The sequence below is a fragment of the Burkholderia pseudomultivorans genome (assembly GCF_902499075.1).
Classification (GTDB): Bacteria; Pseudomonadota; Gammaproteobacteria; order Burkholderiales; family Burkholderiaceae; genus Burkholderia; species Burkholderia pseudomultivorans.
The window spans coordinates 1-22713 of record NZ_CABVPP010000056.1 but is presented as its reverse complement, the minus strand read 5'-3'; the positions used below and the strand labels follow the sequence as shown (position 1 = coordinate 22713).

Genomic DNA, 22713 nt, shown 5'->3' with positions numbered 1-22713 from the left:
GATCAGTAGCGCGCGTTCAGCGTGACGAACGCCGAACGGCCCGGTGCGATCGACGCGTAGTGTGCCGGATACGCCTGATCGAAGTACGTGCGGTTGAACAGGTTGTTCACGTTCAACTGCAGGTCGAGCTTCTTGTTGATCCGGTACTGCGCCATCGCATCGAAGCGCCAGTAAGACGGCACGGCGCGCAGGTTCGCGGTATCGCCGTATACCTTCGACATGTAGAACGCGCCGCCGCCGAGCGTGAACTTCGGCGTCACGTCGTAGTTCGTCCACATCGTGAAGCTGTGCTTCGGCGTGTTCGGGAACTGGTGGCCGTCGTTCGCGGTGTCCTTGCCGTTGTCGCGCAACTCGCTCTTCATGTATGTATAGCCGCCGAACACCTGCCACTGCTTCGTGATCTGTCCGGCAACGCCGAGTTCGAGACCCTGCACGCGCTTGTTGCCGACCATCGCGTACTGGTTGTTCGGCAGCGTCACGCGGGCGTTCGTCGTGTCGATCTGGAACAGCGCGGCGGTCAGCGACAGCTTGTCGTTCAGCACGTTCCACTTGGTGCCGAGTTCGATGCTGCGGTTCTTCTCGGGCGACATCTGGTCGGCGTTCGGGCCGACGCCGCCGCGGCCGGGCTTCAGCGCGGTGACCGATTCGTCGCCTTCGCCGAGCAGCATGCCGGCCGGCGTCGACGACGTTGCGTACGACGCGTAGATGCTGCCGTTCTGCGCAGGCTTGAACACGGCGCCGAGCTGCCAGTTGAACAGCGTGTCGTCGCGCGTATAGGTCTTGCCGCCGTTGGCCTGGGTGTCGGTGAAGCGGGTCGAGTAGTCGTCGACGCGCACGCCGGCATTGATCTGCCAGCGCGGCGTCAGCTCGATCGTGTCGAAGCCGTAGATCGACTTCGTCGTGGTGCGCGCGTGCGCATAGTCGTTGTTGCGCGAGATCGAGCCGGCCCACGGATCGGCCGGGTTCGGCGACCACAGGCTCGTGCAGTTGTAGCCCGACGCGGCGCCGATGCCGTTCTGGCAGATCTTGCCGGTACCCGTCGCGACGCTGTACGTATCGCGCCTGCCCCATTCGCGCGACAGCTCGATGCCCGTCGTGAAGCTGTGCTTGAACGGACCCGTGCGGAACTCGCCGAACAGCTCGGTCTGGTTCGCGATGCTGTTGATCGTGCTGTAGCGGTTGTTGTTGCGACGCCAGACCTTGCCGTTGATCACGTTGCCCTGGCTGTCGTCGGGCTGCGTCCAGATGTAGTCCTGCGACGACTCCGTGTAGCGCGTCGTGTTGCGCACCGTCAGCCCCGGCGTGATGTCGTGCTCGATCTTGATCGTGCTGATGTCCGACGTGGTCTTGCGGAAGTCGCGGTCGATCAGGCCGTAGAAGTTGTGACGGTCGACCGGCGCCGGATAGATCGTGTCGACGTTCGCGGGCTTGTTCGACGTCGTGTAGAAGTACGGAATGCCGCCGTCGGGCAGATCGTCCGTCGACAGGTGGTAGTAGCTCGCGGTCACGCGCGTCGGCGTGCCGAGACCGAACGCGATCGACGGCGCGACGCCCCAGCGTTCGTTGTTCACCGCGTTGCGGCCTGCGACGTCGTTGTTGTGGCTCATCAGGTTCAGGCGGAACGCGGCGTGATCGGCGAACTGCCAGTTGCCGTCGGCGGTGAAGCGGCGATAGCGGTCGGTGCCGAAGCCCGCGCTCGCGGCGGCCGTCGTGCCGAGGTGCGGCGCCTTCGTGATTAGGTTGATGCTGCCGCCGGCGCCGCCGCGGCCGCCGTATGCGCCGTCGGAGCCCTTGGTGATCTCGACGCGCTCGGTGTTGAAGATCTCGCGGGTGGTCGCTCCGGTGTCGCGCATCCCGTCGACGAACATGCTGCCCTGCGCGTCGTAGCCGCGAATGAACGGGCGATCGCCGAGCGGGTTGCCGCCTTCGCCCGCGCCGAACGTGATGCCGGGCACCGTGCGCAGCGCTTCGGTCAGCGTCGACGCGCCGCTGCTCTGGATCAGTTCCTGCGGAATCACGGCGACGGATTTCGGCGTGTCGACGAGCGGCGCGGTGAATTTCGCGGAAGCGGAGAAGTCGGCCTTGTAGCTGTGCTCGGTCTTGCCCTTGATCTCGATCGGCGCGAGATGGTCGCCGCTGTCGACCGGGGCGGGCGGCGGCGCACCGTCCGCGAACGCGGGGCTCGCGGCAAGCACGCTGCACAGGGTGGTGAATTTACCGAGCTTCAGCTCTTCGGGACGGGACTTCATGATGCACTCGACCTCGCGGTGTGGCCCCGGCGCGGGCGCTGCAAGGAGGTGCATGCCGCCGGGAATTATTACGATTTGTTTTCAGCCGTGCATTCTATGTAATTTTTCGTTAAATGAGAAGCGTTCTTGTTATCGTTTGTAAGGAAAGGTGGATTGAGGTGTGGCGAGCGAATGGCGGCGGCCAAACGGCCGAGTATGACGAGGCGGCGGCGCTGGCTAGAGTGTCTGGACGTGGTGCCTCCCAGCGTGACAGCAAAGTGATAAGATGACTGCATTGAAAGCATCTCGTTGGAGTGCATCATGCCTGTGATTACCGTTCGAAATTTGCCGGATGAAGTGCATCGCGCCCTTCGGGTCCGCGCGGCGCTACATGGGCGCAGTACCGAGGCAGAGGTGCGCGACATCCTCGAGCAGGCGGTGCTGTCGGAAGGGCGCGTGAAGCTGGGAACCTTGCTGGCGGAAATCGGGCGGGAGGCAGGCGGAGTCGATCTCGACATTCAGCGTGACAAGACGCCAACCGATCCGATGAGCTTCGAATGATTCTTGTTGATACGAACGTCATTTCCGAGCCGCTGCGGCGCGAGCCGAGCGCGGCCGTGATTGCGTGGCTCGACGCGCAGAACGTCGAGACGCTGTTTCTGGCCGCGATCAGTCTCGCCGAAATGCGATTCGGTGTCGCGGCGCTGCCGGAAGGACGAAGGCGGGAGTGGCTGCATCAAAGCATCGAGCATCGTGTCGTGCCGGTGTTTCGCGGCCGGATCCTGTCGTTCGACGACGCTGCGAGCAAGGCCTATGCGCGCATTCGCGCGCGCGCCCGTGCCGGCGGCAACGCGATCGCGCCCGCCGACGGCTACATTGCCGCGACGGCCGAGGCGAACGGCCTGATCGTCGCGACGCGCGACGTCGCGCCGTTCGAGGCGGCGGGCCTGCGCGTGATCGATCCGTGGGCGTCGCAGGGCGCGCGGGTTCGCCAGGGCATCGCGTCGAAATGAAAACAGCGCGCCGGGTGGGCCGGCGCGCTGTTCATGATGCGGTGACGCGGCACGCCCGGGCCGACGCAATCACGTCCCGGCCGGGCGATACGCCGGATATCAGTCGATTCCGTGAAACACCGCATCCTCCGGCCCGAGGTATGCCGGCGGTCGCCACGTCGCGTCGCGCATCGAATGCTGCACGAGGTTTTCGACGCCGAGCAGCACCGCGAAGATCGCCATCCGCACCGGGATGCCGTTGTCGGTCTGGCGGAAGATCGCGAGGCGCGGGTCGCGGTTCAGGTCGACCGACAGGTCGTTCGCGCCGGGGCGGCTGTCGCGCGGCAGCGGGTGCATGATCAGCGTGTCCGGCTTGCAGACCGTGTCGACGAGCGCCTGGTTGATCTGGAAGTCGGGCGTATAGCCTTCGAACGACTCGTCGGTGAAGCGCTCCTTCTGGATTCGCGTCGCGTAGACGACGTCCGCGCCGCGCAGCCCGGCGGCGAGGTCGTTGGTCTGCTCGATCACGTGCCCGTTGGTCGCGATCTGGTCGATGATGTAGGCCGGCATCTCGAGCGTCGGCGGCGACACCAGCGTGAACTTGAGCCCGCGGTACAGCGCGAGCAGCTTGACGAGCGAATGCACGGTGCGGCCGTACTTGAGGTCGCCGACGAGTGCGATGTGTGCGCCGTCGACGATCTTGCCGAGCCGCGAGAACTCGCGCTGGATCGTGTAGAGATCGAGCAGCGCCTGGCTCGGATGTTCGCCGGGGCCGTCGCCGCCGTTGATCACGGGCAGGTTGGTCGCGCGCGCGAACTCGGCGACCGAGCCTTTTTCCGGATGGCGGATCACCAGTGCATCGACGTAGCCGGCCATCACGCGGCTCGTGTCGTAGATCGATTCGCCCTTGGCCATCGACGAGAACGTGAAGCCGGTCGTATCGCAGACCGACCCGCCGAGCCGGCAGAACGCCGCGCCGAACGACACGCGCGTGCGCGTGCTCGCCTCGAAGAACAGGTTGCCGAGCACCGCGCCTTCCAGCACGCGCGAAATCTTGTGGCGGCGCGCGATCGGCTGCATCACGTCGGCGACCCGGAACAGCGCCTCGACCGACTCGCGCGAGAACTGATCGACCGAGATCAACTGCGGCTTGCCTTCGAACAGGAACTGCTTCGCGAGCCCCTGGTTATCTACGCGTTGCGTATAGTCACTGCCTTCCGGCGCCGAGCGTTCGACGATCTCCGAAACGAAGCGCTCGACGATCTCGGGCATCCCGCGCGACTCCTGCGAATCGTCGGGCAGCAGCCACGTATCCAGCGCACGGCGGCTGACGCCGATCCGGCTGGCAAACGCTTCGCGCGTCATGTTGAGGCGGCGCATTGCGTCGCGGAGGAAGGCTTGCTGGGGAACGGTCATCGGCGGCACCTGACGAAAAATATACGCGGTGCGTATATTAGTTCGCGGTGCGCTGAAGTCAAGAAAAATCTGCGCAGCCGGACTGTGTGGCCCGCGTGACACTCGACCGCTTCGCACTGGCGCGCGGCGGCTGTCTCCGTATAATCTGGTCAGGCCCCGTGTCCTGCACGTCGCAGGGCGCCACGCCGCACATAATTCGCCCGATCGGGTCCGTTGAATCGAAGGAGAATGAGAATGACGCGTACGATTGCAGCAATGCTGCTGGTGCTGACTGCCGCGCTTGCCGGTTGCAACACGGTGGCCGGCGTTGGGCAGGACATTTCGAAGGGCGGTCAGGCGATCAGCGATACGGCTGAAAAAGCCAAGTAACTCCGGCGCCCGCATGCGAAAGCGCCGTGCCGTTCCGCGATGGCGGAACGGCACGGCGTTTTTTCTGTGCAGCGTGGCGTGCGAGCGGTCTTACGCGTGTTCGACGAACGCGTAATGGCCATCGACCTTGCGCGGCGTCAACCAGCCGTAGTCAGGAAACATGCGGTTGCGGACGAACCAGACGTACGCGACCAGTGCGAGCGTGATCGCCAGGCTCGGCAGTGCGGTCGCCGGTTCGTGCGGGAGGTCGGACAGCGTTTTCGGCAACTGCAGCAGCGACAGCACGATGAACGCGTGATAGACGCCGACGCGATGGGTCGCGAAGCCCCAGATGAACAGCAGCGACAGCGGCACGGTCAACGCGAGGAACAGCAGCGCGAGCCCCTTGGCAAGGCTGCCGGCCGAGCCGAGCTGACCGTAGGCTTCGAACAGGACGATCCCGAGCAGCAGGCTGATGATCAACTGAGCGATGCCGATCGCGATCAGGATCCAGGTGTGCACCTTGTTGCGCCGGCAGCGTTCGGGATCGGGGCGCGACGCGATCAGGCCGGCGATCACGCGGTCCTTCACCCCCTGTCCGGACAGTTCGGCCAGCACGTCGGCTTTCCTCGTTCCCGCGGAGAGCAGCACCGCGATTCTTGTTTTGGCTTCCTTCTTGTTCATTGCGTGGCGAATTATTGTTCGATGGTTGTCAAAAGGCCCGGCCACGCGAATATTGCATCTTGCGTGACGCGACGCAATGGTTTTGCAATGCTCCGACACATTCCTACAAGTTGTCGCCGACGGGGCGGCGGCGCGTCGCCGAGCCGGGATCAGTCGGTGGCGGCTTGCACGGTTCGCGCGGTTTGCGCGGAGCCGGCCGGCTGCGCATCGACTGCTTGCGCCGTCGGCTGGCGCCGCTGCGTCGCACCGACCAGCACGCCCGCGACGACGAGCGCGATGCCGGCGATGCGCGTGCCGTTCAGCGTGTCGTCGAACAGCGCGATGGCGAACAGGACGGCCGAGACCGGCGCGACGGCCGTGAACAGCGCGGCCTCGGTGCCGCTCGTTCGCGCGGAGCCCGCATACCAGCACACGTAGCCGAGCACGGTCGGCACCAGCGCGTAGTACGCGATCGCGGAAACGGCGCCGATCGTCCAGCCGGCCGCGGCGGCCTGCCATTCGAACGCGGCCGGCACGAGCGCGAGGGCAAAGCCGAGGCCCGACATCGCCGTCGACAGCGCGAGCGGCGGCAACGGTGCGCGCAGCCGGCGGTTGAGCAGGATGAATATCGCTTCGCACGCGACAGCCGCGAGTACCAGCGCGTCGCCGGCGAGCGTGCGGATCGACGGCATCGTGCGGCCGGGCGCGAACGTGACGAACAGCACGCCGGCCGTCGCGAGCGCGGCGGCGACCCAGTCGCGCGGCGTCTGCCGCTCGCGCAGCACGACGGCCGCGATCAGGGTCGACATCGCGGGCAGCGTGCCGAGCATCACGCCGGCGTCGACCGGCGACGCCAGCTTCGTGCCGCAGATCAGCAGCACCGTGTAGCCGACGCCACCGGCCGCCGCCTGGACGACGAGCAGCAGCGCATCGCGCGCGTCCAGGCGCGGCCACTGCATCCGTTGCGCGCGCATCAGCGCGAACAGCAGCGGTGTCGCGATCAGGAAGCGCAGCGCGGCGGCCGCGAACGGCGGCAGGCCGCCGGCCGCGACGCGGCTCGCGACGACGGTGCTGCCGACGCCCGCCATCGCGGCGGCGAGATAGAGATAGCCGATCAGTCGTGTCTTCATGCGCCGCATCGTCGCTTGCGGCGAGCGTGGGCGTCTTGAATGAAATTGCAGCGCGTCAGACGGCCTGCGCGAACCGCCCCGGCGTGATCCCGAACTGCCTCACGAACGCGCGGGTCAGGTGGCTTTGGTCCGCAAAGCCGGCCTCGGCCGCGGCATCGGCGATCGGCCGGCCGTTCGCGAGCAGCGCGCGGGCCAGCCGCGTGCGCGACTGAATCAGGTACGCGTGCGGCGTGATGCCGAGTTCGCGCGCGAAGCCGCGCAGCAACTGGAAGCGGCTGACGCCGCCGAGACCGGCCAGCTCGGCCAGCGACACCGGCGCGGCAGGCGCTGCGTCCAGCCGTTCGCGTGCGAGGCGGATCGCGGGCGCGACGCCGGCCGCCGACAACGCGCGGTTCGCATGCCGCGCGAGCAGTGCGGCGACGAGCATCACCAGCGCTTCGTCGCGCGCGAGCGGCAGATCGCCACCCTCGACGATGCGTGCATGCAGCCGTCCGACTGCGGCGGCGAGCCGCGCATCGCGCACCGCCGGATGCGCGAGTTCGACGCCGCCGAACCCTTCCTCCGCCGCGACGTCCGCGACCAGCGCGGGCGCCAGGTACAGCATCCGCCAGCGCCGGGCCGCGTCCGTGCCGATCGGCATGCCGTCGTGCATCTCGCCGGGGTTCACCATGATCGTGTCGCCGGCCAGCGCGTCGACCTGCCCGCGGCCGCTCCACGACCGGTGCGCGCCGCTGACGATCACGCCGACCCCGAATTCGTCGTGCGCGTGACGCGGAAACGCGCGGTCGGAATCGAGGCTGATCGCCTCGATGCCGTCGCCGGTCCGTCGGTAATGGGTGACACGATGCATGTGCGCTCCTCGCGCCGGGCGGGCGCGGATGCGACGCACTTTAGCGCGTTTCGGCGCCGCGCGCGCTTCATCCATTTGGCGGATACCGCGCGGCGCGCGCAACCCGCACCATGTTTCCGAGCAGCGTAGACGGCCCGCCGGGCCTGAGGCTGCACGGGAGACGGCAGGTGGAACGACAGGATCCGGTATTCATCCAGGTGGGCGCGCTGGCGGACGGCTTCGCGCCCGACGCGAACATCCTCGCGCCCTTCGACGCGCTCGCGGCGCGCACGCTGCAGCTCGACGACGCGTCGGGCACGTGGCGCATCTATACGTTCGAGCCGGGCGTGCTGCAGTGGCGCGACGCAGCCGGCGGCGCCAGCGGTCGCGAGCCGTGCCGCGTGACGCGGCTGCGCGACGGGCTCGTGTTCGTCGACCATCTCGACTCGACGGCGCGCGCGACGTCGGTCAGCCTCGTGATCGATCTCGACAACGGCGTGTGGACATCGGTCGTCGGCACGCTGCCGACCGAGGCCGACACGCATATCGACGCGTTCACGCGCGTAGCCCGCGGCCTGCCGCTGACGGGCGTCGATGCCGAGTTCCGGCACGGCACGCTCGGCGGCCATCCGCAGCCGGGCGCGCTGCATGCGAGCACGCGCGAGCTGATCGGCAAGCGGACGATGTACCGCTACAGCCCGACCGAATGCTACGAGCACATCTACCTGAACGAGAACTTCTACGCATGGCAGTGCCTGCAGGGCGTCGAAGCCGGGCTGGCCGACGTGGACCGCTGCCATTACTTCCGGATTGCCGACGCGCTGTATCTGTTCGTGTGGCGCGAGAAGATCGTGCCGACGCTCGGTGTCGTGCTGATCGATCTTGCGCAGCGCAAGACCGACGGCAAGATCTTCGGCTATCAGGGCGGCGATTTCGGCACGCTGTCGAACTTCCCGATCGGCGCGCATGCGCAGGTGCTGAACGAAACCGTGCATCCGCTCGGCGGCGAGGCGCAGCGATGAGTGCGGTGCCCGGCAGCGGCCGCCTGCGGGCGGATTTCAGCGGGCGCGTCGTGCTGGTCACGGGGGCGGCGCAGGGCATCGGCGCGGCGATCGCGCGACGTTTCGCGGAATCCGACGCGTGCGTCGCGCTCGCCGACCTGAACGACGAAGCCGCCGCCGCGCAGGCGGATGCGCTCGCCCGCGCGGGCGGCGACGCGCGCGCGTATCGCGTCGACGCCGCCAGTCGCGACGAGCTGTGCGCGCTCGTCGCGGCGGTCGAGCGCGACGCCGGCCGGCTCGACGTCGTCGTGCACAACGCCGCCTATTTCCCGCTTACGCCGTTTGCGCGGATCGACGAGCCGACCCTCGAGCGGACGCTGTCGGTCAATCTGTCCGCGTTGTTCTGGCTCGCGCAAGCGGCGCTGCCGGCATTCGAGCGCGCGGGCGCCGGGCGGCTGCTCGTCACGTCGTCGGTGACGGGGCCGCGTGTCGCCTATCCGGGGCTCGCGCATTACGCGGCGTCGAAGGCCGGCGTGAACGGTTTCATTCGCGCGGCCGCACTCGAGCTCGCGCGTCGCAACGTGACGGTCAACGGTGTCGAGCCCGGCATGATCCGCACGCCGGCGGCCGGCAATCTCGGCGATGCGTCGGTGGCTGAGCAGATCGCGCGCGACATCCCGCTCGCGCGCATGGGCGAGCCCGAGGACATCGCGAACGCGATGTTGTTTCTCGCGTCGGCCGATGCGGGCTACATCACCGGCCAGACGATCGTCGTCGACGGCGGTGCGACCTTGCCGGAGAGCGGCGCGGTGCTCGGCGAACGGTAGCGGCGGCGGTGAGCCGGCGGGTGGGCGACACGGCGGCGGCGGGTTCGTCGCTCGGCCGTCGTCGGCGACGCAGCGCAGCCGGACGGCTATAGCCAGCCGTTGCGGATGAATTCGACGATCGAGTAGCGGCGGTTGTCGAGATCGTGCTGCCGGACGGCTTCGACGATGCGCGACACGCCTTCCGCGTACGGCGATGCGCCATACACGCGGGACTCGAACTGCAGGCTGCACGCGCCGTCCTCGATGCGGATCCGGTGATACGCGTGACGGCCGAGCTGATCGTCGGGGATGCCGAGTTCGCTGCGCTGCACGTCGGGATCGCGCACCGAGCGGATGTCCTCCGGCCGCACGCCGAGCGATGCACCGATGCCGACCGCGGTGCCGGGAACGGACGTCTTGCCGGCCTGATGCGACTCGGTCACGCTGATCCGGCAGTCGCGGAACAGCGTGCCGCTGGTTTCCAGCATGCTCATGAACTTGAGCATCAGGATGTTCGTGTTCGGGCAGACCACGACCGGGAAGTCGTGCGTGCCGGTTTCGAGGTCGGAGCCGGTGGACAGCTCGACGAGCGGCGACGCGGTGGCGTGGCAGAACGCGGTCGCAGCGGCGAGTTCGCGGCCGGAACCGGCGTGCACGACGATCGATCGCGTGTCGAGCCGCGTGCTGTCCGACCAGCGCATCACGCGGCAGGTTGCGGGGTCGAGCCGGTGCGAGCCGAGCAGTTCGTTGGCCAGTTTGCCGGTTCCGACGACGAGTACTTGCATGGGAGTAGGGTTCGGGATTTCGAATCGGATGGAGGCGCCGGGCGCCGGGTTGGCCCGATACGTCGGATGAGCAGCAGGGCGGTCTCGCGCATTATGCCCGCACGCCGGATTGCGTGCCCGGCGCGGCGAGACGAGACGAGGATGGCGAGGGCGGAACGCATCGGCCTGCCGGCATTCGTCGAAACGATGTGGCAACCGCAGCGCCGCAACCTCTTGGTGATGCGCACGGACGCGTGAATGGCGCTACGCTGTCGGCAAACCGGCCGCGCCTCGTGCGCGGCCGCCGACTTGAACCGGCCGATCGGCCACGCAGCGCGCATGGACGCCGCGGGCCCGCCGGCCCTCAACCAGGAGTACCTCTCGATGAGCAACGACATCAACGGAAAGGTCATCGCGATCACCGGCGGCTTCGGCCATCTCGGCGTCGCGACGGCCGCGTGGCTGGGCGCGCGCGGCGCCCGCGTCGCGCTGATCGGTCGGAGCGCGGCGCCGGACGCGGATGCGCTGCCCGACGTGCCGGCCGATGCGCTGCGCATCGGCGGCATCGATCTCGTCGAGCCGCACGCCGCCGTGCAGGCGCTCGATGCCGTGCATCGCGAATTCGGCCGGCTCGATGCGCTGCTCAATATCGCGGGCGCGTTCGCGTGGCAGACCATCGCCGACGGCGATGCCGCCACGTGGGACCGCATGTACGAACTGAACGTGAAGACGGCGCTGAACGCGTCGAAGGCCGCGCTGCCGTATCTGCTGGACAGCCCGGCCGGGCGCATCGTCAATATCGGCGCGGGCGCGGCGTTCAGGGCGGGGACCGGCATGGGCGCCTATGCGGCCGCGAAGGCCGGCGTCGCGCGGCTCACCGAGGCGCTGGCGGCGGAATTGCTCGATCGCGGCGTGACGGTCAACGCGATCCTGCCGAGCATCATCGACACGCCGCCGAATCGCGCGGACATGCCCGACGCGGATTTCACGCGCTGGGTCCGGCCGTCCCAGATCGCGGCGACGATCGGCTTCCTGCTGTCGGCCGATGCGCAGGCGATCACCGGCGCGTCGATTCCGGTGAGCGGCCGCGTCGCGTAGTGCGGGCGCGATGCGGCAAGTGGCCGCGAGGCGGTTGCGCTCGCGCCGGAACGCTCGGCGCCGCGCCCCGATTCCGAGCGCCGAGCGCCGAGCATCACATCTGCCTGAACAGCGCGGCACACGTGCGGCTGACCGGCAGCACGTCGCGGTGCCCGCGCAGGTGGATGCGCTGGCGGCCCAGCAGGTCGCGTTCGATATGATCGATCGCCGCGTAGGCGACGATCACGCCGCGATGCACTTGCGCGAAGCGGCTGCTGTCGAGCCGCTGCAGCATTTCCTTGAGCGGCGTGCGAATCACGTGCCGTTCGTCCGCGGTCACGACTTCCGTGTATTTGTCGGCGGCCTGGAAGTACAGCACGTCGTCGATCGGCACGAGCCGCGTCTTGTCCCGGATGCCCACGGTCAGCCAGCGGATCGGCTCGACGTCCCGCCGCACATGCGTGTCGTGCGGCGGCAAGGCAGGACGAGCCGGTGCCGCCTCGCCGCGCTGCAGCCTTGCGATACAGCGCAGCAGCCGCTCGTCGGTCACGGGTTTCAGCAGATAGTCGAGCGCCGACTCGTCGAACGCGCGGACCGCGTACTCGTCGTAGGCCGTCACGAACACCACGCGCACGTGCGGTACGAGGCCCGCGATCTTCAGGCCGTCGATGCCGGGCATGCGGATATCGAGGAATGCGAAGTCGGGGCGCTTCGCATTGAGTGCGGCGAGTGCGTCGACGCCGTTGCCGGGCATCCCCACGATTTCCAGGTCGGGCCACAGCGTGGACAGGCGCGCGGCCAGTTCCGCGGACAGGTTCGGTTCGTCGTCGGCGATCAGTGCGGTCGGCATGTCAGGCAAGCGGAATCAGCAAGGTTGCGGTCACGCCCCGCATCGCGTCGGCATTCGTGCCGACCGAGAGGCGGGCGCGCTCGCCATGGAGGCTCAGCAGCCGCGCGCGTACGTTCGCAAGCCCGACGCCGCCGTGCAGCTTCGGGCCGCCGTGGCCGAGCCCCACGCCGGTGTCGCTGACGCTCAGCACGAGCCGGTCGCCGTCGCGCGAGCCGTGGATCCGGATCTCGCCGCCGTCGATCGACGGCTCGATGCCGTGCAGCAGCGCATTCTCGACGAGGGGTTGCAGCAGCAGCGGCGCCAGCGGCAAGGTCCGCAGCGACGCCGGTACGTCGATCGTATAGCGCAGGCGCGTTTCGCCGAGCCGGATCGTCGCGATCTTCAGCAGCGCGGCGACCAGTTCCAGTTCGTCGTCCAGTGTCGACGACGCTTCGCGCGTGCGGCTCAGGCTCGCGCGCAGATAGCGGTTCAGGCTGTCGAGCATCGTCGTCGCGCGCGCCGGGTCGCGCCCGATCAGGCTCTGTACGTTCGCCAGCGTATTGAACAGGAAATGCGGCTCGATCTGCGCCTGCAGCAGCGCGAGCCGTGCGGCCGTTTCGGCCTGGCGCGCCTCGGCGGCCTCGCGCCGCTGCGTTTCGAGCGCTGCACGCATGCGTGCAGCCTGCAGGAACACCGATACGAACGCACAGCACGCACCGGCGACCACGAGCGACGAGCCGTAGGCGAGCCATGTTTCCGCGCGGGCATGTCCGGTCAGGCGCGGCACGTGCCCGATGGTGGACGCCGCGATCTCGAAGCCGATCAATACGCTGACCGGCGCGACGATCAGGATTTTCGGCGCCAGCGCCAGTTTGCCGCGCGCGAGCTTGTCGAGCGCGGCGCCGAGCAGCATCGCGCTGAAGCCGATCGCGTTGGCGACGACCAGGTACGGCAGCAACGCGTCGTCGCGGCGCATGGCCCAGAACAGCAGCCCGACACAGGAATTGAACAACAGCAGGCCCGCCAGCGACCGGTGTGGCCGGACAGCGCCGGCACCGGATGCCGGAGACGGGAAAAGGCGGAAGCTGCTTTGCATGGCAGCGATCGAGCGTGGATGTGCCGGAGATGGTAGCGCAACCGGCGGTCGCGTCGCTATCGTCGATCGGCGTCGGCGTCGGCGTCGGCGTCGGCGGCGAGGCGCACGCCGCTCGCGGGCGAGCCGCGCCGCCGGACAGCTGCTGCGATGCGGCAACCGACATGAACCGGCCGTCACCCGATGGACGTTCATCGGCCGCCGATGCCGTTCATTCACGGATTTCGACCGTTCGTCGCAACGCACGGCGCCGGCGGCTTTCGGCCGTTACAGTCGTTGCCATCTCCGCCGCTTCGGCGATCTCGGACAGGTCTCCCATGCAACGTCTGCCGATTTACGTTTATCTGCTGTTCGGTGTGCTCGTCTATGTCGGGCTGAAACGCTGCTTTCCGCGAGAAGTGCGCCCCGTGCGTCCGATCGTGTTTCCGGTCGTGTTCGTCGGACTCGGCATCGCGAGCCTTGGGCATCTGTTCCCGCGGGCGGGAGACGATGCGTATGCGGCTGCGCTGGCTGCGCTTATGGTCGGTGCGGCGGCCGGCTGGCTCCATGCGCGCCGCTGGCGGCTGCAGTTCCGCCACGCCGCCGAAGGGATGCTCGTGCGCCTGCCCGGCGACGCGAGCCTGCTGGTCATGCTGCTGCTGACCTTCGTCGCCGAGACGCTCATGCACTATGCAATTGCCGCGTCGTGGCCGTGGGCGGCCAGCGGGGCCTTCGCGATGCTGTCGTTTTCGGTCTGGGGCGTGCTCGTCGGCATGCCGCTCGGGCGCGCGATCAACGTGATCACGCGCTGTCTCCGTTACGCCGACGGATCGTTCGACGAAGGAGACTCGCCGTCGCTCGGGGCGCGCTGAGTCGACGCGGTCGCCGGTAAAGGCAGGCTTCGCGATAGCTGCGCGGGCACCGTGCCGGCGTGTACCGGCGGGATCTCCGCGTGTCGCGCCGCGACCGTCGGGGGCAATGCCCGTGTTCGGTCCAACCCCGTAGCCCGCGGCCTCTATTGCTTGATCAGGAAGCGATCGCGGTTCTTGACATCCTTGATCCATGCCGGCGCGCGGCCGCGTCCGCTCCACGTTTCGCCGGTCTTCGGGTTCTGGTATTTGGCGGCAACGGGCGACGCCGTCTTGCCTTTGCCGGCGCGCGTGCGACCGAAAATCTGTTCCGGCGTGATGCCGTATTCGGCGACTTTGGCGCGGATCTCCGCGATTACCGCTTCCATTTCCGCAATGCGGGCCGCTTCCGTTTCCTGCTCGAGCTTCGCGAGTTGTTCCTTCAGATCCTTGTAGTTTTTCGTTGCCATAGATTCATCTCCATAGTTTGCGGTTGCGAAAATTCGCAACGGACAAATTATGCCACCTATTGAGGTGTACAGAATCAATGGTTTTTTATGTAGGTTGATTGTCAGACGGAAACGTTGAAAGCGCGACTCATGCCGGCGCCGTAACAGCATGCATTTGGCCTGCTTCTCGGGATTGACCGGGAAAGCACTGATGCGGGCCTCGATTGGTGGCCGGAATGGACGGATTTAACGCATTTCCCGGTTCATTCAGATGATCGGGAGGGCAAAGTACCGGTCTGCTTTTCGGCAACGGCGGAAAAGGCGCTTCGGCATCGCCAATTCGCGACGCGCGTCGCCATTCATCGCCCGCTTTAGGAAATCCGCGCTGCGAACACGCAATCCGTGAATCAACGCGCCGGCCAATACGGGGAATGTCGCCGCATTGGCGATTCAAGCGCAAGGCGAGGGCATCCGGAATCGCGCGCGGAATTTCCGCGATCGCGGCGATCTCGGTCATCAGGTCGCTGCGATACAGGCATTCGACCTGGACGGTCGTCGTGACCGGATAGGGTTCGGAGAAGAATGTCGCGCGCATGTCGCCGAGCCGACCGCATGTCCGTCCCGATCGAGCGCAAGCCGGCCTTTCGGATGGACGATCCGGCCATCGCCCTGGATCGTCGTCGTCGAGAATGCACCGAATGGCGCCCGGACGCTGTCGGTCGATTCGTTTATCGATCGGCGTGCGCAGCCGGCATGTATCGCGGTCTCCCCTTATACTGGGAGCTTCCCGTCACCCTGTCATGTGGTTCGAGCCGTGCCCAAGCCTGTCTCCCCGGAATCGTCGGCCGACGATCCGCGTCCTGTCCCGCCCCCGGAACCTGCACTGGAAGACTGCTGCAACAGCGGCTGCTCGCCGTGCGTCTTCGATCTGTACGATGAAGCACTCGCGCGCTATCGCGTCGAGCTGGCCGAATGGGAGGCGCGGCACGCGAAGCGCAAGCCGCACGGATGAATTGCCGGCCGCCGATGGAGCGGCCCGTTACGCGGCCGCATGCAGGCGCCGATGCATCGGCCCGAGCGCGGCCGACAGCGCGACGCACACGAGCAGGATCGCCGTCAGCGCAAACATCGACGTCCTGAATCCCTGTACGTAGTCGACCGCGGCCGGATGCGCGCCGAGCCGCGCGAAGAACAGTCCGCCGAGTGTCGCCGCGCCGACGGCCGCGCCGATCTGCAGCGCGGCCGTGACCATCCCGGACGCGACGCCCGCGCGCGGTGCATCGACTTCGGCGAGCACGATGCGCACGACCGACGGCAGCACGAGGCCCTGTCCGATGCCGATCGCCGCAATCCCCGCGTAGAAGCCGGCGCCCGGCGCGCTTTCGCCCGCGAGCACGGCGGCGCTCGCGACGCCGGCCGCGAGCATCGCGAAGCCGAGCGTCAGCACGCGGTACGCGCCGAACCGGCCGACGAGGCGCGGCATCAGCAGCGGGCTCGACAGGAAGCCGAGCCCGAGCGGCAGGATCGCGATGCCCGACGCGAGCGGCGACCAGTTCAGGCAGCCCTGCAGATAGATCCCGTAGCTCAGGAAAAACGCGCTCAGCATATAGAACAGGAACGCGAGCGCGAGCCCGGTCGCGACGACCGGATTGCGAAACAGGCGCACGTCGAGCAGCGGGTCGCGGCCGCCGGCGAGCCGGCGCGCCTCGACCGTCAGCAGCGCGCCGAGCATCGGCAGCGCGCCGACCGCGCACGCGACCATCCACAGCGGCCAGCCCGCATCGCGCCCGTGCGTAAGCGGGTAGACGAGCATCAGCAGGAACAGCGACAGCAGCACGGTGCCCGGCACGTCGATGCGCTGGCCGCGCGGCGGCCGGCTTTCCGGGATGAAGCGCCAGCTGCCGAACAGCGCCAGCACGCCGATCGGCAGATTGACGAGAAAGATCGCGCGCCAGCCAAGCCCGAACGGATGCAGGTCGATCAGCGCGCCGCCGCCGAGCTGGCCGATCACCGCCGCGAGGCCGAACACGAAGCCGTAGAAACCCATCACGCGCACCTGTTCCTGCGGGCTGAATACGCTGCGGATCGTCGCGAGCACCTGCGGCGCGAGGATCGCGGCGAACAGGCCCTGCAGCACGCGGCCGCCGACGAGTACCGCGCCGCTGCCGGCGAGCCCGCACAGCGTCGACGCGACGACGAAGCCGGCCATCCCGAGCATGAACATGCGTTTGCGGCCGTACAGGTCGCCGAGACGGCCGCCGGTGATCTGCACGACCGCGTTGGCGCACGCATATGCCGACACGACGAGCTGAAGCTCGGCCGGGCGCGCGCCGATGCCGTCGCGAATGGCCGGCAGCGCGAGATTCACGATGAAGTAGTCGAGCGGCGGCAGAATCGCGCCGACGAGCAGGACGACGAGCGCCCAGCCGTGATGGCTGCGCGGCGCTGCCGGGGCCGCCGGGCAGGCCGGCGCGCGGGGGGCGAGGAGGTTGTCCGTCATGGATGCAGTTCCGAGGAAATGAGGGCGGCATGCGGGCCGCGGCGGCGCGGGACATGCCGCGGCCGTCCCGGCCATGCAGTGGGACCCCTATTCTGGGCACCGCTCATGATTCGGAAAAGCGGGAAATGGTGGTAGCATCCATCGGGTTATTCGATGGATGGAGAACGACGATGCGCGGTTTCGACCTGGATCAGTTGCGGACTTTCGCGGCGGTCGCGGAGGCGGGCAGCCTGACGGCGGCCGCGCCGCTGCTGCACCTGTCGCAGTCGACGGTCAGCGAGCAGGTGCGCAAGCTCGAAATGCGGGCGGGCGTGCCGCTGTTCGTGCGCAGCAAGCGCGGCGTCGAGCCGACGCCGGCCGGCTCGCGGCTGCTGCAGCACGCGCGGCGCATCGTCGCGCTGAACGAGGCGGCGTTCGACGAACTGCGCGGGCAGGCGATCAAGGGCGAGCTGCGCGTCGCGATCACCGACTACTACCGGACGCACGAAGTGGCGGGCATGCTGGCGCGGCTGCGGGAGTGCTACCCGCAGTTGAGCCTGCACGTCAGCGCGATGAAGAGCGTTGACATCGAGGCCGCGCATGCGAAGGGGCAGATCGATCTCGGCGTCGTGATGCACCTGTCGAGCGGGCCGTTCCGGCCGGCGTCGGGCGACTCGCGCTGGGTGCTGCGGCGCGAGCCGCTGTCGTGGGTCACGTCGCCCGCGATGGCCGAGCCGTTGCCGGAGCCGCTGCCGCTCGTGCTGCTGCCGGACGACTGCATGATGCATCAGATCGCGGTGCGCTCGCTCGATGAGCAGCGCATCCCGTATGTGCTCGTGCACAGCGCGTCGGGCGTCGCGGGGCTGCAGTCGATGCTCGCGGCGGGGCTCGGCGTCGGCTGTCTGTGCGCGTCGGCGATCGGCGACGGGCTGGTGCGGCTCGGCGCGAAATATCGGCTGCCGGCGCTGCCCGACGCGGTGTTTTCGTTGACGCCGCCGATGCCGGGCGAGCGTGAAACCGTTGCGCAGGCGCGCGAGGTGCTGTCGCGGCAATTGCTGATGTGACCGGGGCGGGCCGGCGCCCCGTCGGGATACTGCGGAGGGGCGGAACCGATGGATGACGAACTGAAACGGCAGATGGCGGCCAGACTGCGGGATGCGCTGGAGCAGGTGGACGACGAGCGCTCGCTGATCCATTTCCTGCGCGTGCTGGGCCACGACTGGAACCGGGAGCGGCAGCTCGAGGCCGACATGCTGTCGTTGCCCGCCGCGCTCGGCTGGGAAAACCGTTCGATCGGCGAATATCTGGAGGCGATGGTCGACTGGGCCGAGGCTTCCGAGGAAGGGCTGCGTTTCTGCGATGTGCCCGACAACCCGTGGCGGCGCATGGCGGACATCCTGTTCGCCGGGAAAATCTACGCGTAGCGGCGTCGGGTGGATTCCCGTGCGCGCCGTTTGCCGCGGCCGCAAGCCGTCGCGCGACGACGAACGGCTCAACCGGCTGGAACGGCTTAAGCCGGTTCGTCGCCGGCGCGTGCGGCGGGCATAGCCGCACTGCGGGCGTTCGGTTCGGCCGCGCCCTCGATATACGCGCGCAATCCGTCCGCCAGCGCATCGAACACGACGCGGCAGCGCGGGCTCGTGCGCAGGTCCTCGTGCATGACGACCCAGGTTTCCAGCACCGTCGCCAGCGCGTCCGGCAACACGCGCACGAGGCGCACATCGCGTGCCGCGAGCCCGGTCTGGCAAAAGCCGATGCCGTAGCCGGCGCGGATCATCGCGAGTTGCGCGAGATTGCTGTCGGTGCGCAGCGCGAATGCGTCGCGCTTCCACGCCGGCAGCATGCGCGTCGCTGCGCGGATGAACGGCGTGACCGTATCGAAGCCGATCAGCGCGTGTTGCGCGAGCGCGTCGATCGTCGCCGGCATGCCGTGCCGCGCGAGGTAATCGTCGCGCGCGAACAAGCCCACTTCGATCCCGCCGACGCGGCGCGCGACGAGTGCGTCCTGCGCGGGCGGCGCCATGCGCACCGCGATGTCGGCCTCACGGTTGAGCACGTCCTGGATGCGGTCGGTCGGCACCAGCTCGACGACGAGCCCCGGATGGTCGCGGCGCAGCTGCGTCAGTACCGGCGGCAGCACTTCGACGGCGATCACGTCGCTCGCCGACAGGCGCACCACGCCGCGCACGCCCGCGCCATGGCTCGCGGCCGCGCGCTCGAACGCGGCCGCCGCGCTGCGCAGCGCCTCGGCATGGCCGCGCAGCGCGACGGCCGCCTCGGTCGGCAGCAAGCCCGACGGCGAGCGCGTGAACAGCGTCTGGCCGAATGCGGCTTCGAGCGCGGCGATATGGCGGCCGGCCGTCGGCTGCGTGATGCCGAGTGCGCGCGCCGCGCTGGACAGCGAGCCTTCCGTCAACACGGCGAGGAAGGTCCGGTAGCGTTCCCAGTTCAGGTCGGAGGTCATGCATAAATGTATAGCCGATCGTCCAGGCTCGGCAATTCCTTGTTAGCCGCCCGCGATCCAGAATGCGTATCACGACGGTTCATTCGAGGAGAGCGGCAATGATGACGGACGCAGCGGGAACGAAACGGCAGGCGCTGGTGCTCGGCGCGAGCGGCGGGATTGGTGGCGAGGTCGCGCGGCAGCTGCGCGACGCGGGCTGGCAGGTGCGTGCGCTGAAGCGCGGGCTGGACGCTGATGCCGTCGAGCGCGACGGCATCGTGTGGCTGCGCGGCGACGCGCTGGACCGCGACGCGGTCGTGCGGGCCGCGCGCGGCTGCAGCGTGATCGTGCACGCGGTGAACCCGCCGAGATACCGGAACTGGTCGACGCTGGTGCTGCCGATGATCGACAACACGATCGCGGCGGCGACGGCCGCGCAGGCGACCGTCGTGCTGCCGGGGACGATCTACAACTACGGCGCCGACGCGTTTCCGGTGCTGCACGAGGATGCGCCGCAGCATCCTCGGACCCGCAAGGGCGCGATTCGCGTCGAGCTGGAGCGCCGGCTGCAGGCGGCGGGCGCGCAGGGCGTGCGTACGATCGTGGTGCGCGCAGGCGATTTTTTCGGGCCTCGGGCCGGCAACAACTGGTTTTCGCTGGGGCTCGTGAAGCCGGGGCGGCCGGTCTCGGCGATCAGCCTGCCGGGGCGGCGCGGCGTCGGTCATCAATGGTCGTACCTGCCGGACGTCGCGTGCGCGATGGTCGCGCTGATCGAGCGTCGCGACACGCTGGAGGCGTTCGCGCGCTTCCACCTCGGCGGGCACTGGGACGCGGACGGCACACAGCTGGCGCAGGCCGTGTGCCGCGTCGCGCAGCGGCACGGGTTGCGCCCGGTGCTGCGGAATTTTCCGTGGTGGCTCGTGTGGGCAGCGTCGCCGTTCGTGGCGACGCTGCGCGAATTGCTCGAGATGCGCTATCTGTGGCGCGTGCCGATCCGGATGGACAATGCGCGCGTGACCGCGGTGCTCGGCCGCGAGCCGTTGACGCCGCTCGATACGGCGGTCGAGGCGACGCTGGCGGGGCTCGGGTGTCTGCGGTGAGCAACGGGCCGCGCCGCGATTGCCCGTTACGCGACGACCGGCAACACCTCGACCGCATACCGGTGCCGCAGGCTGCGCCCGAGCACCGGATCGTGCAGTTCCATCTCGAACGCGTCGCCGTCCGCCATTGCCGCGATCGCGCCATGCACGGCGACGGTGCCGCCGTACATCGCGCAGCGCGCGGGCAGTGCGCGGCGATCGTCGAAGCGCTGCCACAGCGCTTCGGGTGCGAGCAGGCCGCTGACCGCGCCGCGCTGGTACGCGACGCGCCCGCCGTCACGCGAAACCAGCCACGCGCGCATCTCGATCGCATCCCAGTGCGCGGCGACGTCCGCGTAGCGCCACGCGTCGCGGCCGAGCGGCTTCGCACAGACCTGCTTCGACACGGCCACGCCATACGCTTCGACTTCGCGATCGGTGTGATCGGAGCCGACGGTCACGAGCGTGCCGGCGGGGCTGTCGACCAGCACGCATTCGATCTCGCCGCCCGAGCGCGCGCCGAGCACGCCGATCGATGCCGCCTGCGTGAGCAGCGCAGGCGCGACGCGATAGAAGCAGGGCGTGGTCGACGGCGGCGCGACGCCGAGCGCCGCGAGTTCGTCGATATGCGCGCGGATCGCGTGCGGGTCGCGTCCGGCCCAGCCGGCGATGACGACGCGCTCGATCTCGACGTCGACGGCGGCCGGCGCACCGTGCAGGGGAATCATGTTGAACGACAGGGATTGCATGCGTTTCGTTTATCCGTTTGAAGTACGAAGGAAACAATCGACTGCCGGCGGCAGTCAATCCGCCAGCGGCCGATGCGCGGTTTCGCGCGCGACGACGAGCGCGATCGCGGTCACGACGAGCGACGCGGTGACATAGAGCGACACGGCCGTGGTCGTACCGGTCTGCCGGAACAGCGTGGCGATCACGAGCGGCGCGAAGCCGCCGCCGACGATGCCGGCGAGCGTATAGGCGAGCGACGAGCCTGCGTAGCGCACGCGCGTCGGGAACTGCTCGGTGACGAACGCGCCCTGCGGGCCGTACATCGCCGCATGGATCACGAGGCCGATCGCGACGGCTGCGACGATCGCGCCCGGATGCGCGGAATCGAGCAGCATGAAGAACGCGAATGCCCATACGATGCCCGCGATCACGCCGGCCAGGTACACGGGGCGGCGTCCGAAGCGATCCGACAGCGCGCCGAACAACGGCACCGCGAGCGCATTGCAGGCCGTGCCGACCATCACCGCCGTCAGCGCGAGCGGGCGCGACAGGTGCAGCACGGTCGTCACGTAGGTCAGCGTGAACACGACGATCAGCGCATACAGCACGTCCGAGCCGATCCGTGCGCCGCCCGCGATCAGCAGGCGCCGCCAGTGGCACTTCAGCACCTCGGCGACGGGCACGTCGGCGGTCGCATGCGATTCGGCGAGCTGCTCGAACTGCGGCGTTTCGTCGACGCCGCGCCGCAGCCAGAAGCCGAACACGACGAGCAGCGCGCTGGCCGCGAACGGCACGCGCCAGCCCCACGACAGGAAGCTTTCCGACGTGGTCGACAAGGTGACGAGCGCGATGCAGCCGGTGCCGAGCAGCGTGCCGAACGACGGACCGACCTGTGTCCACGACGCGGACAGCCCGCGCCGCTTCTGGTCGCCGTGCTCGACCGACAGCAGCACCGCGCCGGCCCATTCGCCGCCGAGCGCGACGCCCTGCACGAAGCGCAGTGCGACGAGCAGGATCGGGCTCAGGATGCCGGCCGTCGCATAGGTCGGCAGCGCGCCCATCAGCGCGGTCGTCACGCCCATCAGCACGAGCGTGAGCATCAGCACCGCGCGCCGGCCGATGCGGTCGCCGAGATTGCCGAACACGAAGCCGCCGAGCGGGCGCGACACGTAGCCGACCGCATAGGTCGAGAACGCGAGGATCGTGCCGGCCAGCGGATCGACGGAAGGAAAGAACAGGTGGTTGAAGACGAGCGCGGCGAGCGTGTTGTAGATCGTGAAGTCGTACCACTCGAGCGACGTGCCGATCATGCTCGCGGTCGCGAGTCGGCTGTTGCGGACGCGTCGGGGCGCGTGGGCGGCGGGCTGGGCGAGAGTGCTCATGGTGTCGGGCATGTCGTGATGGATGACGGGACGGACGGGGCGACGGGCCGGCGCCTGCGGCAGGCAGGCGCCGCGCCGGCGATCAGGCCGGCAGCGCGGCGGCGCGGTGCGGTTCGGGGTCGCGGCGCACTGCCGGCAGCGGCGCGGCG

General features: G+C 68.6%; 25 protein-coding genes. 11 read left to right on the top strand and 14 right to left on the bottom strand.

What is annotated here, in order from left to right; translation table 11 throughout:
* Positions 1-2: 2 nt before the first annotated feature.
* Positions 3-2249, bottom strand: coding sequence for a TonB-dependent receptor (locus BST28156_RS27535; protein ID WP_060241429.1), 2247 nt, complete (start codon positions 2247-2249; stop codon positions 3-5).
* A 300-nt stretch (positions 2250-2549) separates the two neighbouring features.
* Here BST28156_RS27535 and BST28156_RS27530 point away from each other — a divergent pair, with 300 nt between their 5' ends.
* Complete coding sequence (locus BST28156_RS27530; RefSeq protein ID WP_012216644.1) at positions 2550-2789, top strand: FitA-like ribbon-helix-helix domain-containing protein; 240 nt, start codon at positions 2550-2552, stop codon at positions 2787-2789.
* On the top strand, positions 2786-3241 hold the full coding sequence (locus BST28156_RS27525; protein ID WP_060241352.1) for a type II toxin-antitoxin system VapC family toxin: 456 nt from the start codon (positions 2786-2788) through the stop codon (positions 3239-3241). Before BST28156_RS27530 ends, BST28156_RS27525 begins: the two co-directional genes overlap by 4 nt.
* 99 nt (positions 3242-3340) lie before the next feature.
* On the opposite strand, the gene BST28156_RS27520 is transcribed toward BST28156_RS27525, so the two are convergent.
* Positions 3341-4636, bottom strand: coding sequence for an aspartate carbamoyltransferase (locus tag BST28156_RS27520; protein WP_060241351.1), 1296 nt, complete (start codon positions 4634-4636; stop codon positions 3341-3343).
* A gap of 234 nt (positions 4637-4870) precedes the next feature.
* Between BST28156_RS27520 and BST28156_RS27515 the strand changes: the two genes are divergently transcribed.
* A complete protein-coding gene (locus BST28156_RS27515) occupies positions 4871-5005 on the top strand; it encodes an entericidin A/B family lipoprotein (RefSeq protein WP_060241350.1) in 135 nt (44 codons plus the stop codon).
* 90 nt (positions 5006-5095) lie between these two features.
* On the opposite strand, the gene BST28156_RS27510 is transcribed toward BST28156_RS27515, so the two are convergent.
* From BST28156_RS27510 to BST28156_RS27500, 3 genes are all read right to left on the bottom strand, one after another.
* A complete protein-coding gene (locus tag BST28156_RS27510; RefSeq protein ID WP_174903868.1) occupies positions 5096-5668 on the bottom strand; it encodes a permease in 573 nt (190 codons plus the stop codon).
* A 149-nt stretch (positions 5669-5817) separates the two neighbouring features.
* On the bottom strand, positions 5818-6777 hold the full coding sequence (locus BST28156_RS27505; protein ID WP_174903867.1) for a DMT family transporter: 960 nt from the start codon (positions 6775-6777) through the stop codon (positions 5818-5820).
* Positions 6778-6832: 55 nt separating this feature from the next.
* On the bottom strand, positions 6833-7627 hold the full coding sequence (locus tag BST28156_RS27500; protein WP_174903866.1) for an AraC family transcriptional regulator: 795 nt from the start codon (positions 7625-7627) through the stop codon (positions 6833-6835).
* A 167-nt stretch (positions 7628-7794) separates the two neighbouring features.
* On the opposite strand from BST28156_RS27500, the gene BST28156_RS27495 reads away from it, so the two are divergent.
* Together BST28156_RS27495 and BST28156_RS27490 are read left to right on the top strand one after the other, a co-directional pair.
* Entirely contained in the window at positions 7795-8628 is an 834-nt protein-coding gene (locus BST28156_RS27495) for a MoaF C-terminal domain-containing protein (protein WP_174903865.1), read from the top strand.
* The gene (locus tag BST28156_RS27490; RefSeq protein ID WP_174903864.1) at positions 8625-9434 is read left to right on the top strand and encodes an SDR family oxidoreductase; all 810 of its coding nucleotides are present in this window, start codon (positions 8625-8627) and stop codon (positions 9432-9434) included. Before BST28156_RS27495 ends, BST28156_RS27490 begins: the two co-directional genes overlap by 4 nt.
* 86 nt (positions 9435-9520) lie before the next feature.
* On the opposite strand, the gene BST28156_RS27485 is transcribed toward BST28156_RS27490, so the two are convergent.
* Positions 9521-10198, bottom strand: coding sequence for a dihydrodipicolinate reductase C-terminal domain-containing protein (locus tag BST28156_RS27485; RefSeq protein ID WP_174903863.1), 678 nt, complete (start codon positions 10196-10198; stop codon positions 9521-9523).
* Between the two features lie 363 nt (positions 10199-10561).
* Here BST28156_RS27485 and BST28156_RS27480 point away from each other — a divergent pair, with 363 nt between their 5' ends.
* Entirely contained in the window at positions 10562-11275 is a 714-nt protein-coding gene (locus BST28156_RS27480; RefSeq protein WP_060241426.1) for an SDR family NAD(P)-dependent oxidoreductase, read from the top strand.
* A gap of 94 nt (positions 11276-11369) precedes the next feature.
* On the opposite strand, the gene BST28156_RS27475 is transcribed toward BST28156_RS27480, so the two are convergent.
* Both BST28156_RS27475 and BST28156_RS27470 read right to left on the bottom strand, forming a co-directional pair.
* Positions 11370-12104, bottom strand: a complete 735-nt coding sequence (locus BST28156_RS27475) for a LytR/AlgR family response regulator transcription factor (RefSeq protein ID WP_060241345.1) — start codon at positions 12102-12104, stop codon at positions 11370-11372.
* A 1-nt stretch (position 12105) separates the two neighbouring features.
* Positions 12106-13179 (bottom strand): sensor histidine kinase, encoded by a 1074-nt coding sequence (locus BST28156_RS27470; protein WP_174903862.1) that lies wholly within the window; start codon positions 13177-13179, stop codon positions 12106-12108.
* A gap of 314 nt (positions 13180-13493) precedes the next feature.
* On the opposite strand from BST28156_RS27470, the gene BST28156_RS27465 reads away from it, so the two are divergent.
* Positions 13494-14027: a hypothetical protein gene (locus tag BST28156_RS27465; RefSeq protein ID WP_174903861.1), complete on the top strand. Its 534-nt coding sequence runs from the start codon at positions 13494-13496 to the stop codon at positions 14025-14027.
* Between the two features lie 143 nt (positions 14028-14170).
* Here the strand turns inward: BST28156_RS27465 and BST28156_RS27460 are convergent, their stop codons facing one another.
* Positions 14171-14473 (bottom strand): H-NS histone family protein, encoded by a 303-nt coding sequence (locus tag BST28156_RS27460; RefSeq protein WP_060241342.1) that lies wholly within the window; start codon positions 14471-14473, stop codon positions 14171-14173.
* Positions 14474-14600: 127 nt separating this feature from the next.
* Positions 14601-15047: a hypothetical protein gene (locus BST28156_RS35210; RefSeq protein ID WP_374991857.1), complete on the bottom strand. Its 447-nt coding sequence runs from the start codon at positions 15045-15047 to the stop codon at positions 14601-14603.
* Positions 15048-15266: 219 nt separating this feature from the next.
* Between BST28156_RS35210 and BST28156_RS27450 the strand changes: the two genes are divergently transcribed.
* A complete protein-coding gene (locus BST28156_RS27450) occupies positions 15267-15464 on the top strand; it encodes an oxidoreductase-like domain-containing protein (protein ID WP_081077125.1) in 198 nt (65 codons plus the stop codon).
* A gap of 27 nt (positions 15465-15491) precedes the next feature.
* Here the strand turns inward: BST28156_RS27450 and BST28156_RS27445 are convergent, their stop codons facing one another.
* Complete coding sequence (locus tag BST28156_RS27445) at positions 15492-16952, bottom strand: MFS transporter (RefSeq protein ID WP_174903860.1); 1461 nt, start codon at positions 16950-16952, stop codon at positions 15492-15494.
* Between the two features lie 170 nt (positions 16953-17122).
* On the opposite strand from BST28156_RS27445, the gene BST28156_RS27440 reads away from it, so the two are divergent.
* Both BST28156_RS27440 and BST28156_RS27435 read left to right on the top strand, forming a co-directional pair.
* Positions 17123-17995, top strand: a complete 873-nt coding sequence (locus BST28156_RS27440; RefSeq protein ID WP_174903859.1) for a LysR family transcriptional regulator — start codon at positions 17123-17125, stop codon at positions 17993-17995.
* A 48-nt stretch (positions 17996-18043) separates the two neighbouring features.
* Positions 18044-18355, top strand: a complete 312-nt coding sequence (locus tag BST28156_RS27435) for a DUF7660 family protein (RefSeq protein ID WP_174903858.1) — start codon at positions 18044-18046, stop codon at positions 18353-18355.
* 86 nt (positions 18356-18441) lie between these two features.
* Here the strand turns inward: BST28156_RS27435 and BST28156_RS27430 are convergent, their stop codons facing one another.
* Positions 18442-19395: a LysR family transcriptional regulator gene (locus tag BST28156_RS27430; protein WP_174903857.1), complete on the bottom strand. Its 954-nt coding sequence runs from the start codon at positions 19393-19395 to the stop codon at positions 18442-18444.
* Between the two features lie 98 nt (positions 19396-19493).
* On the opposite strand from BST28156_RS27430, the gene BST28156_RS27425 reads away from it, so the two are divergent.
* Positions 19494-20474, top strand: coding sequence for an NAD-dependent epimerase/dehydratase family protein (locus tag BST28156_RS27425; RefSeq protein ID WP_174903856.1), 981 nt, complete (start codon positions 19494-19496; stop codon positions 20472-20474).
* Between the two features lie 26 nt (positions 20475-20500).
* Here BST28156_RS27425 and BST28156_RS27420 read toward each other — a convergent pair whose 3' ends face one another.
* Positions 20501-21202 carry a DUF2848 domain-containing protein gene (locus BST28156_RS27420; protein WP_174903855.1) on the bottom strand — a complete coding sequence of 234 codons (702 nt, stop codon included), beginning with the start codon at positions 21200-21202 and terminating at the stop codon, positions 20501-20503.
* A 54-nt stretch (positions 21203-21256) separates the two neighbouring features.
* Positions 21257-22576 carry an MFS transporter gene (locus BST28156_RS27415; protein ID WP_174903854.1) on the bottom strand — a complete coding sequence of 440 codons (1320 nt, stop codon included), beginning with the start codon at positions 22574-22576 and terminating at the stop codon, positions 21257-21259.
* Positions 22577-22713 lie beyond the last annotated feature (137 nt).

Bases quoted from the DNA above. Each gene is read 5' to 3' on its own strand.
- BST28156_RS27535 (WP_060241429.1), bottom strand. From the start codon at position 2,249: ATGAAGTCCCGTCCCGAAGAGCTGAAGCTCGGTAAATTCACCACCCTG.
- BST28156_RS27530 (WP_012216644.1), top strand. From the start codon at position 2,550: ATGCCTGTGATTACCGTTCGAAATTTGCCGGATGAAGTGCATCGCGCC.
- BST28156_RS27525 (WP_060241352.1), top strand. From the start codon at position 2,786: ATGATTCTTGTTGATACGAACGTCATTTCCGAGCCGCTGCGGCGCGAG.
- BST28156_RS27520 (WP_060241351.1), bottom strand. From the start codon at position 4,636: ATGACCGTTCCCCAGCAAGCCTTCCTCCGCGACGCAATGCGCCGCCTC.
- BST28156_RS27515 (WP_060241350.1), top strand. From the start codon at position 4,871: ATGACGCGTACGATTGCAGCAATGCTGCTGGTGCTGACTGCCGCGCTT.
- BST28156_RS27510 (WP_174903868.1), bottom strand. From the start codon at position 5,668: ATGAACAAGAAGGAAGCCAAAACAAGAATCGCGGTGCTGCTCTCCGCG.
- BST28156_RS27505 (WP_174903867.1), bottom strand. From the start codon at position 6,777: ATGAAGACACGACTGATCGGCTATCTCTATCTCGCCGCCGCGATGGCG.
- BST28156_RS27500 (WP_174903866.1), bottom strand. From the start codon at position 7,627: ATGCATCGTGTCACCCATTACCGACGGACCGGCGACGGCATCGAGGCG.
- BST28156_RS27490 (WP_174903864.1), top strand. From the start codon at position 8,625: ATGAGTGCGGTGCCCGGCAGCGGCCGCCTGCGGGCGGATTTCAGCGGG.
- BST28156_RS27485 (WP_174903863.1), bottom strand. From the start codon at position 10,198: ATGCAAGTACTCGTCGTCGGAACCGGCAAACTGGCCAACGAACTGCTC.
- BST28156_RS27480 (WP_060241426.1), top strand. From the start codon at position 10,562: ATGAGCAACGACATCAACGGAAAGGTCATCGCGATCACCGGCGGCTTC.
- BST28156_RS27475 (WP_060241345.1), bottom strand. From the start codon at position 12,104: ATGCCGACCGCACTGATCGCCGACGACGAACCGAACCTGTCCGCGGAA.
- BST28156_RS27470 (WP_174903862.1), bottom strand. From the start codon at position 13,179: ATGCAAAGCAGCTTCCGCCTTTTCCCGTCTCCGGCATCCGGTGCCGGC.
- BST28156_RS27465 (WP_174903861.1), top strand. From the start codon at position 13,494: ATGCAACGTCTGCCGATTTACGTTTATCTGCTGTTCGGTGTGCTCGTC.
- BST28156_RS27460 (WP_060241342.1), bottom strand. From the start codon at position 14,473: ATGGCAACGAAAAACTACAAGGATCTGAAGGAACAACTCGCGAAGCTC.
- BST28156_RS35210 (WP_374991857.1), bottom strand. From the start codon at position 15,047: ATGCGCGCGACATTCTTCTCCGAACCCTATCCGGTCACGACGACCGTC.
- BST28156_RS27445 (WP_174903860.1), bottom strand. From the start codon at position 16,952: ATGACGGACAACCTCCTCGCCCCCCGCGCGCCGGCCTGCCCGGCGGCC.
- BST28156_RS27440 (WP_174903859.1), top strand. From the start codon at position 17,123: ATGCGCGGTTTCGACCTGGATCAGTTGCGGACTTTCGCGGCGGTCGCG.
- BST28156_RS27435 (WP_174903858.1), top strand. From the start codon at position 18,044: ATGGATGACGAACTGAAACGGCAGATGGCGGCCAGACTGCGGGATGCG.
- BST28156_RS27430 (WP_174903857.1), bottom strand. From the start codon at position 19,395: ATGACCTCCGACCTGAACTGGGAACGCTACCGGACCTTCCTCGCCGTG.
- BST28156_RS27425 (WP_174903856.1), top strand. From the start codon at position 19,494: ATGATGACGGACGCAGCGGGAACGAAACGGCAGGCGCTGGTGCTCGGC.
- BST28156_RS27420 (WP_174903855.1), bottom strand. From the start codon at position 21,202: ATGCAATCCCTGTCGTTCAACATGATTCCCCTGCACGGTGCGCCGGCC.
- BST28156_RS27415 (WP_174903854.1), bottom strand. From the start codon at position 22,576: ATGCCCGACACCATGAGCACTCTCGCCCAGCCCGCCGCCCACGCGCCC.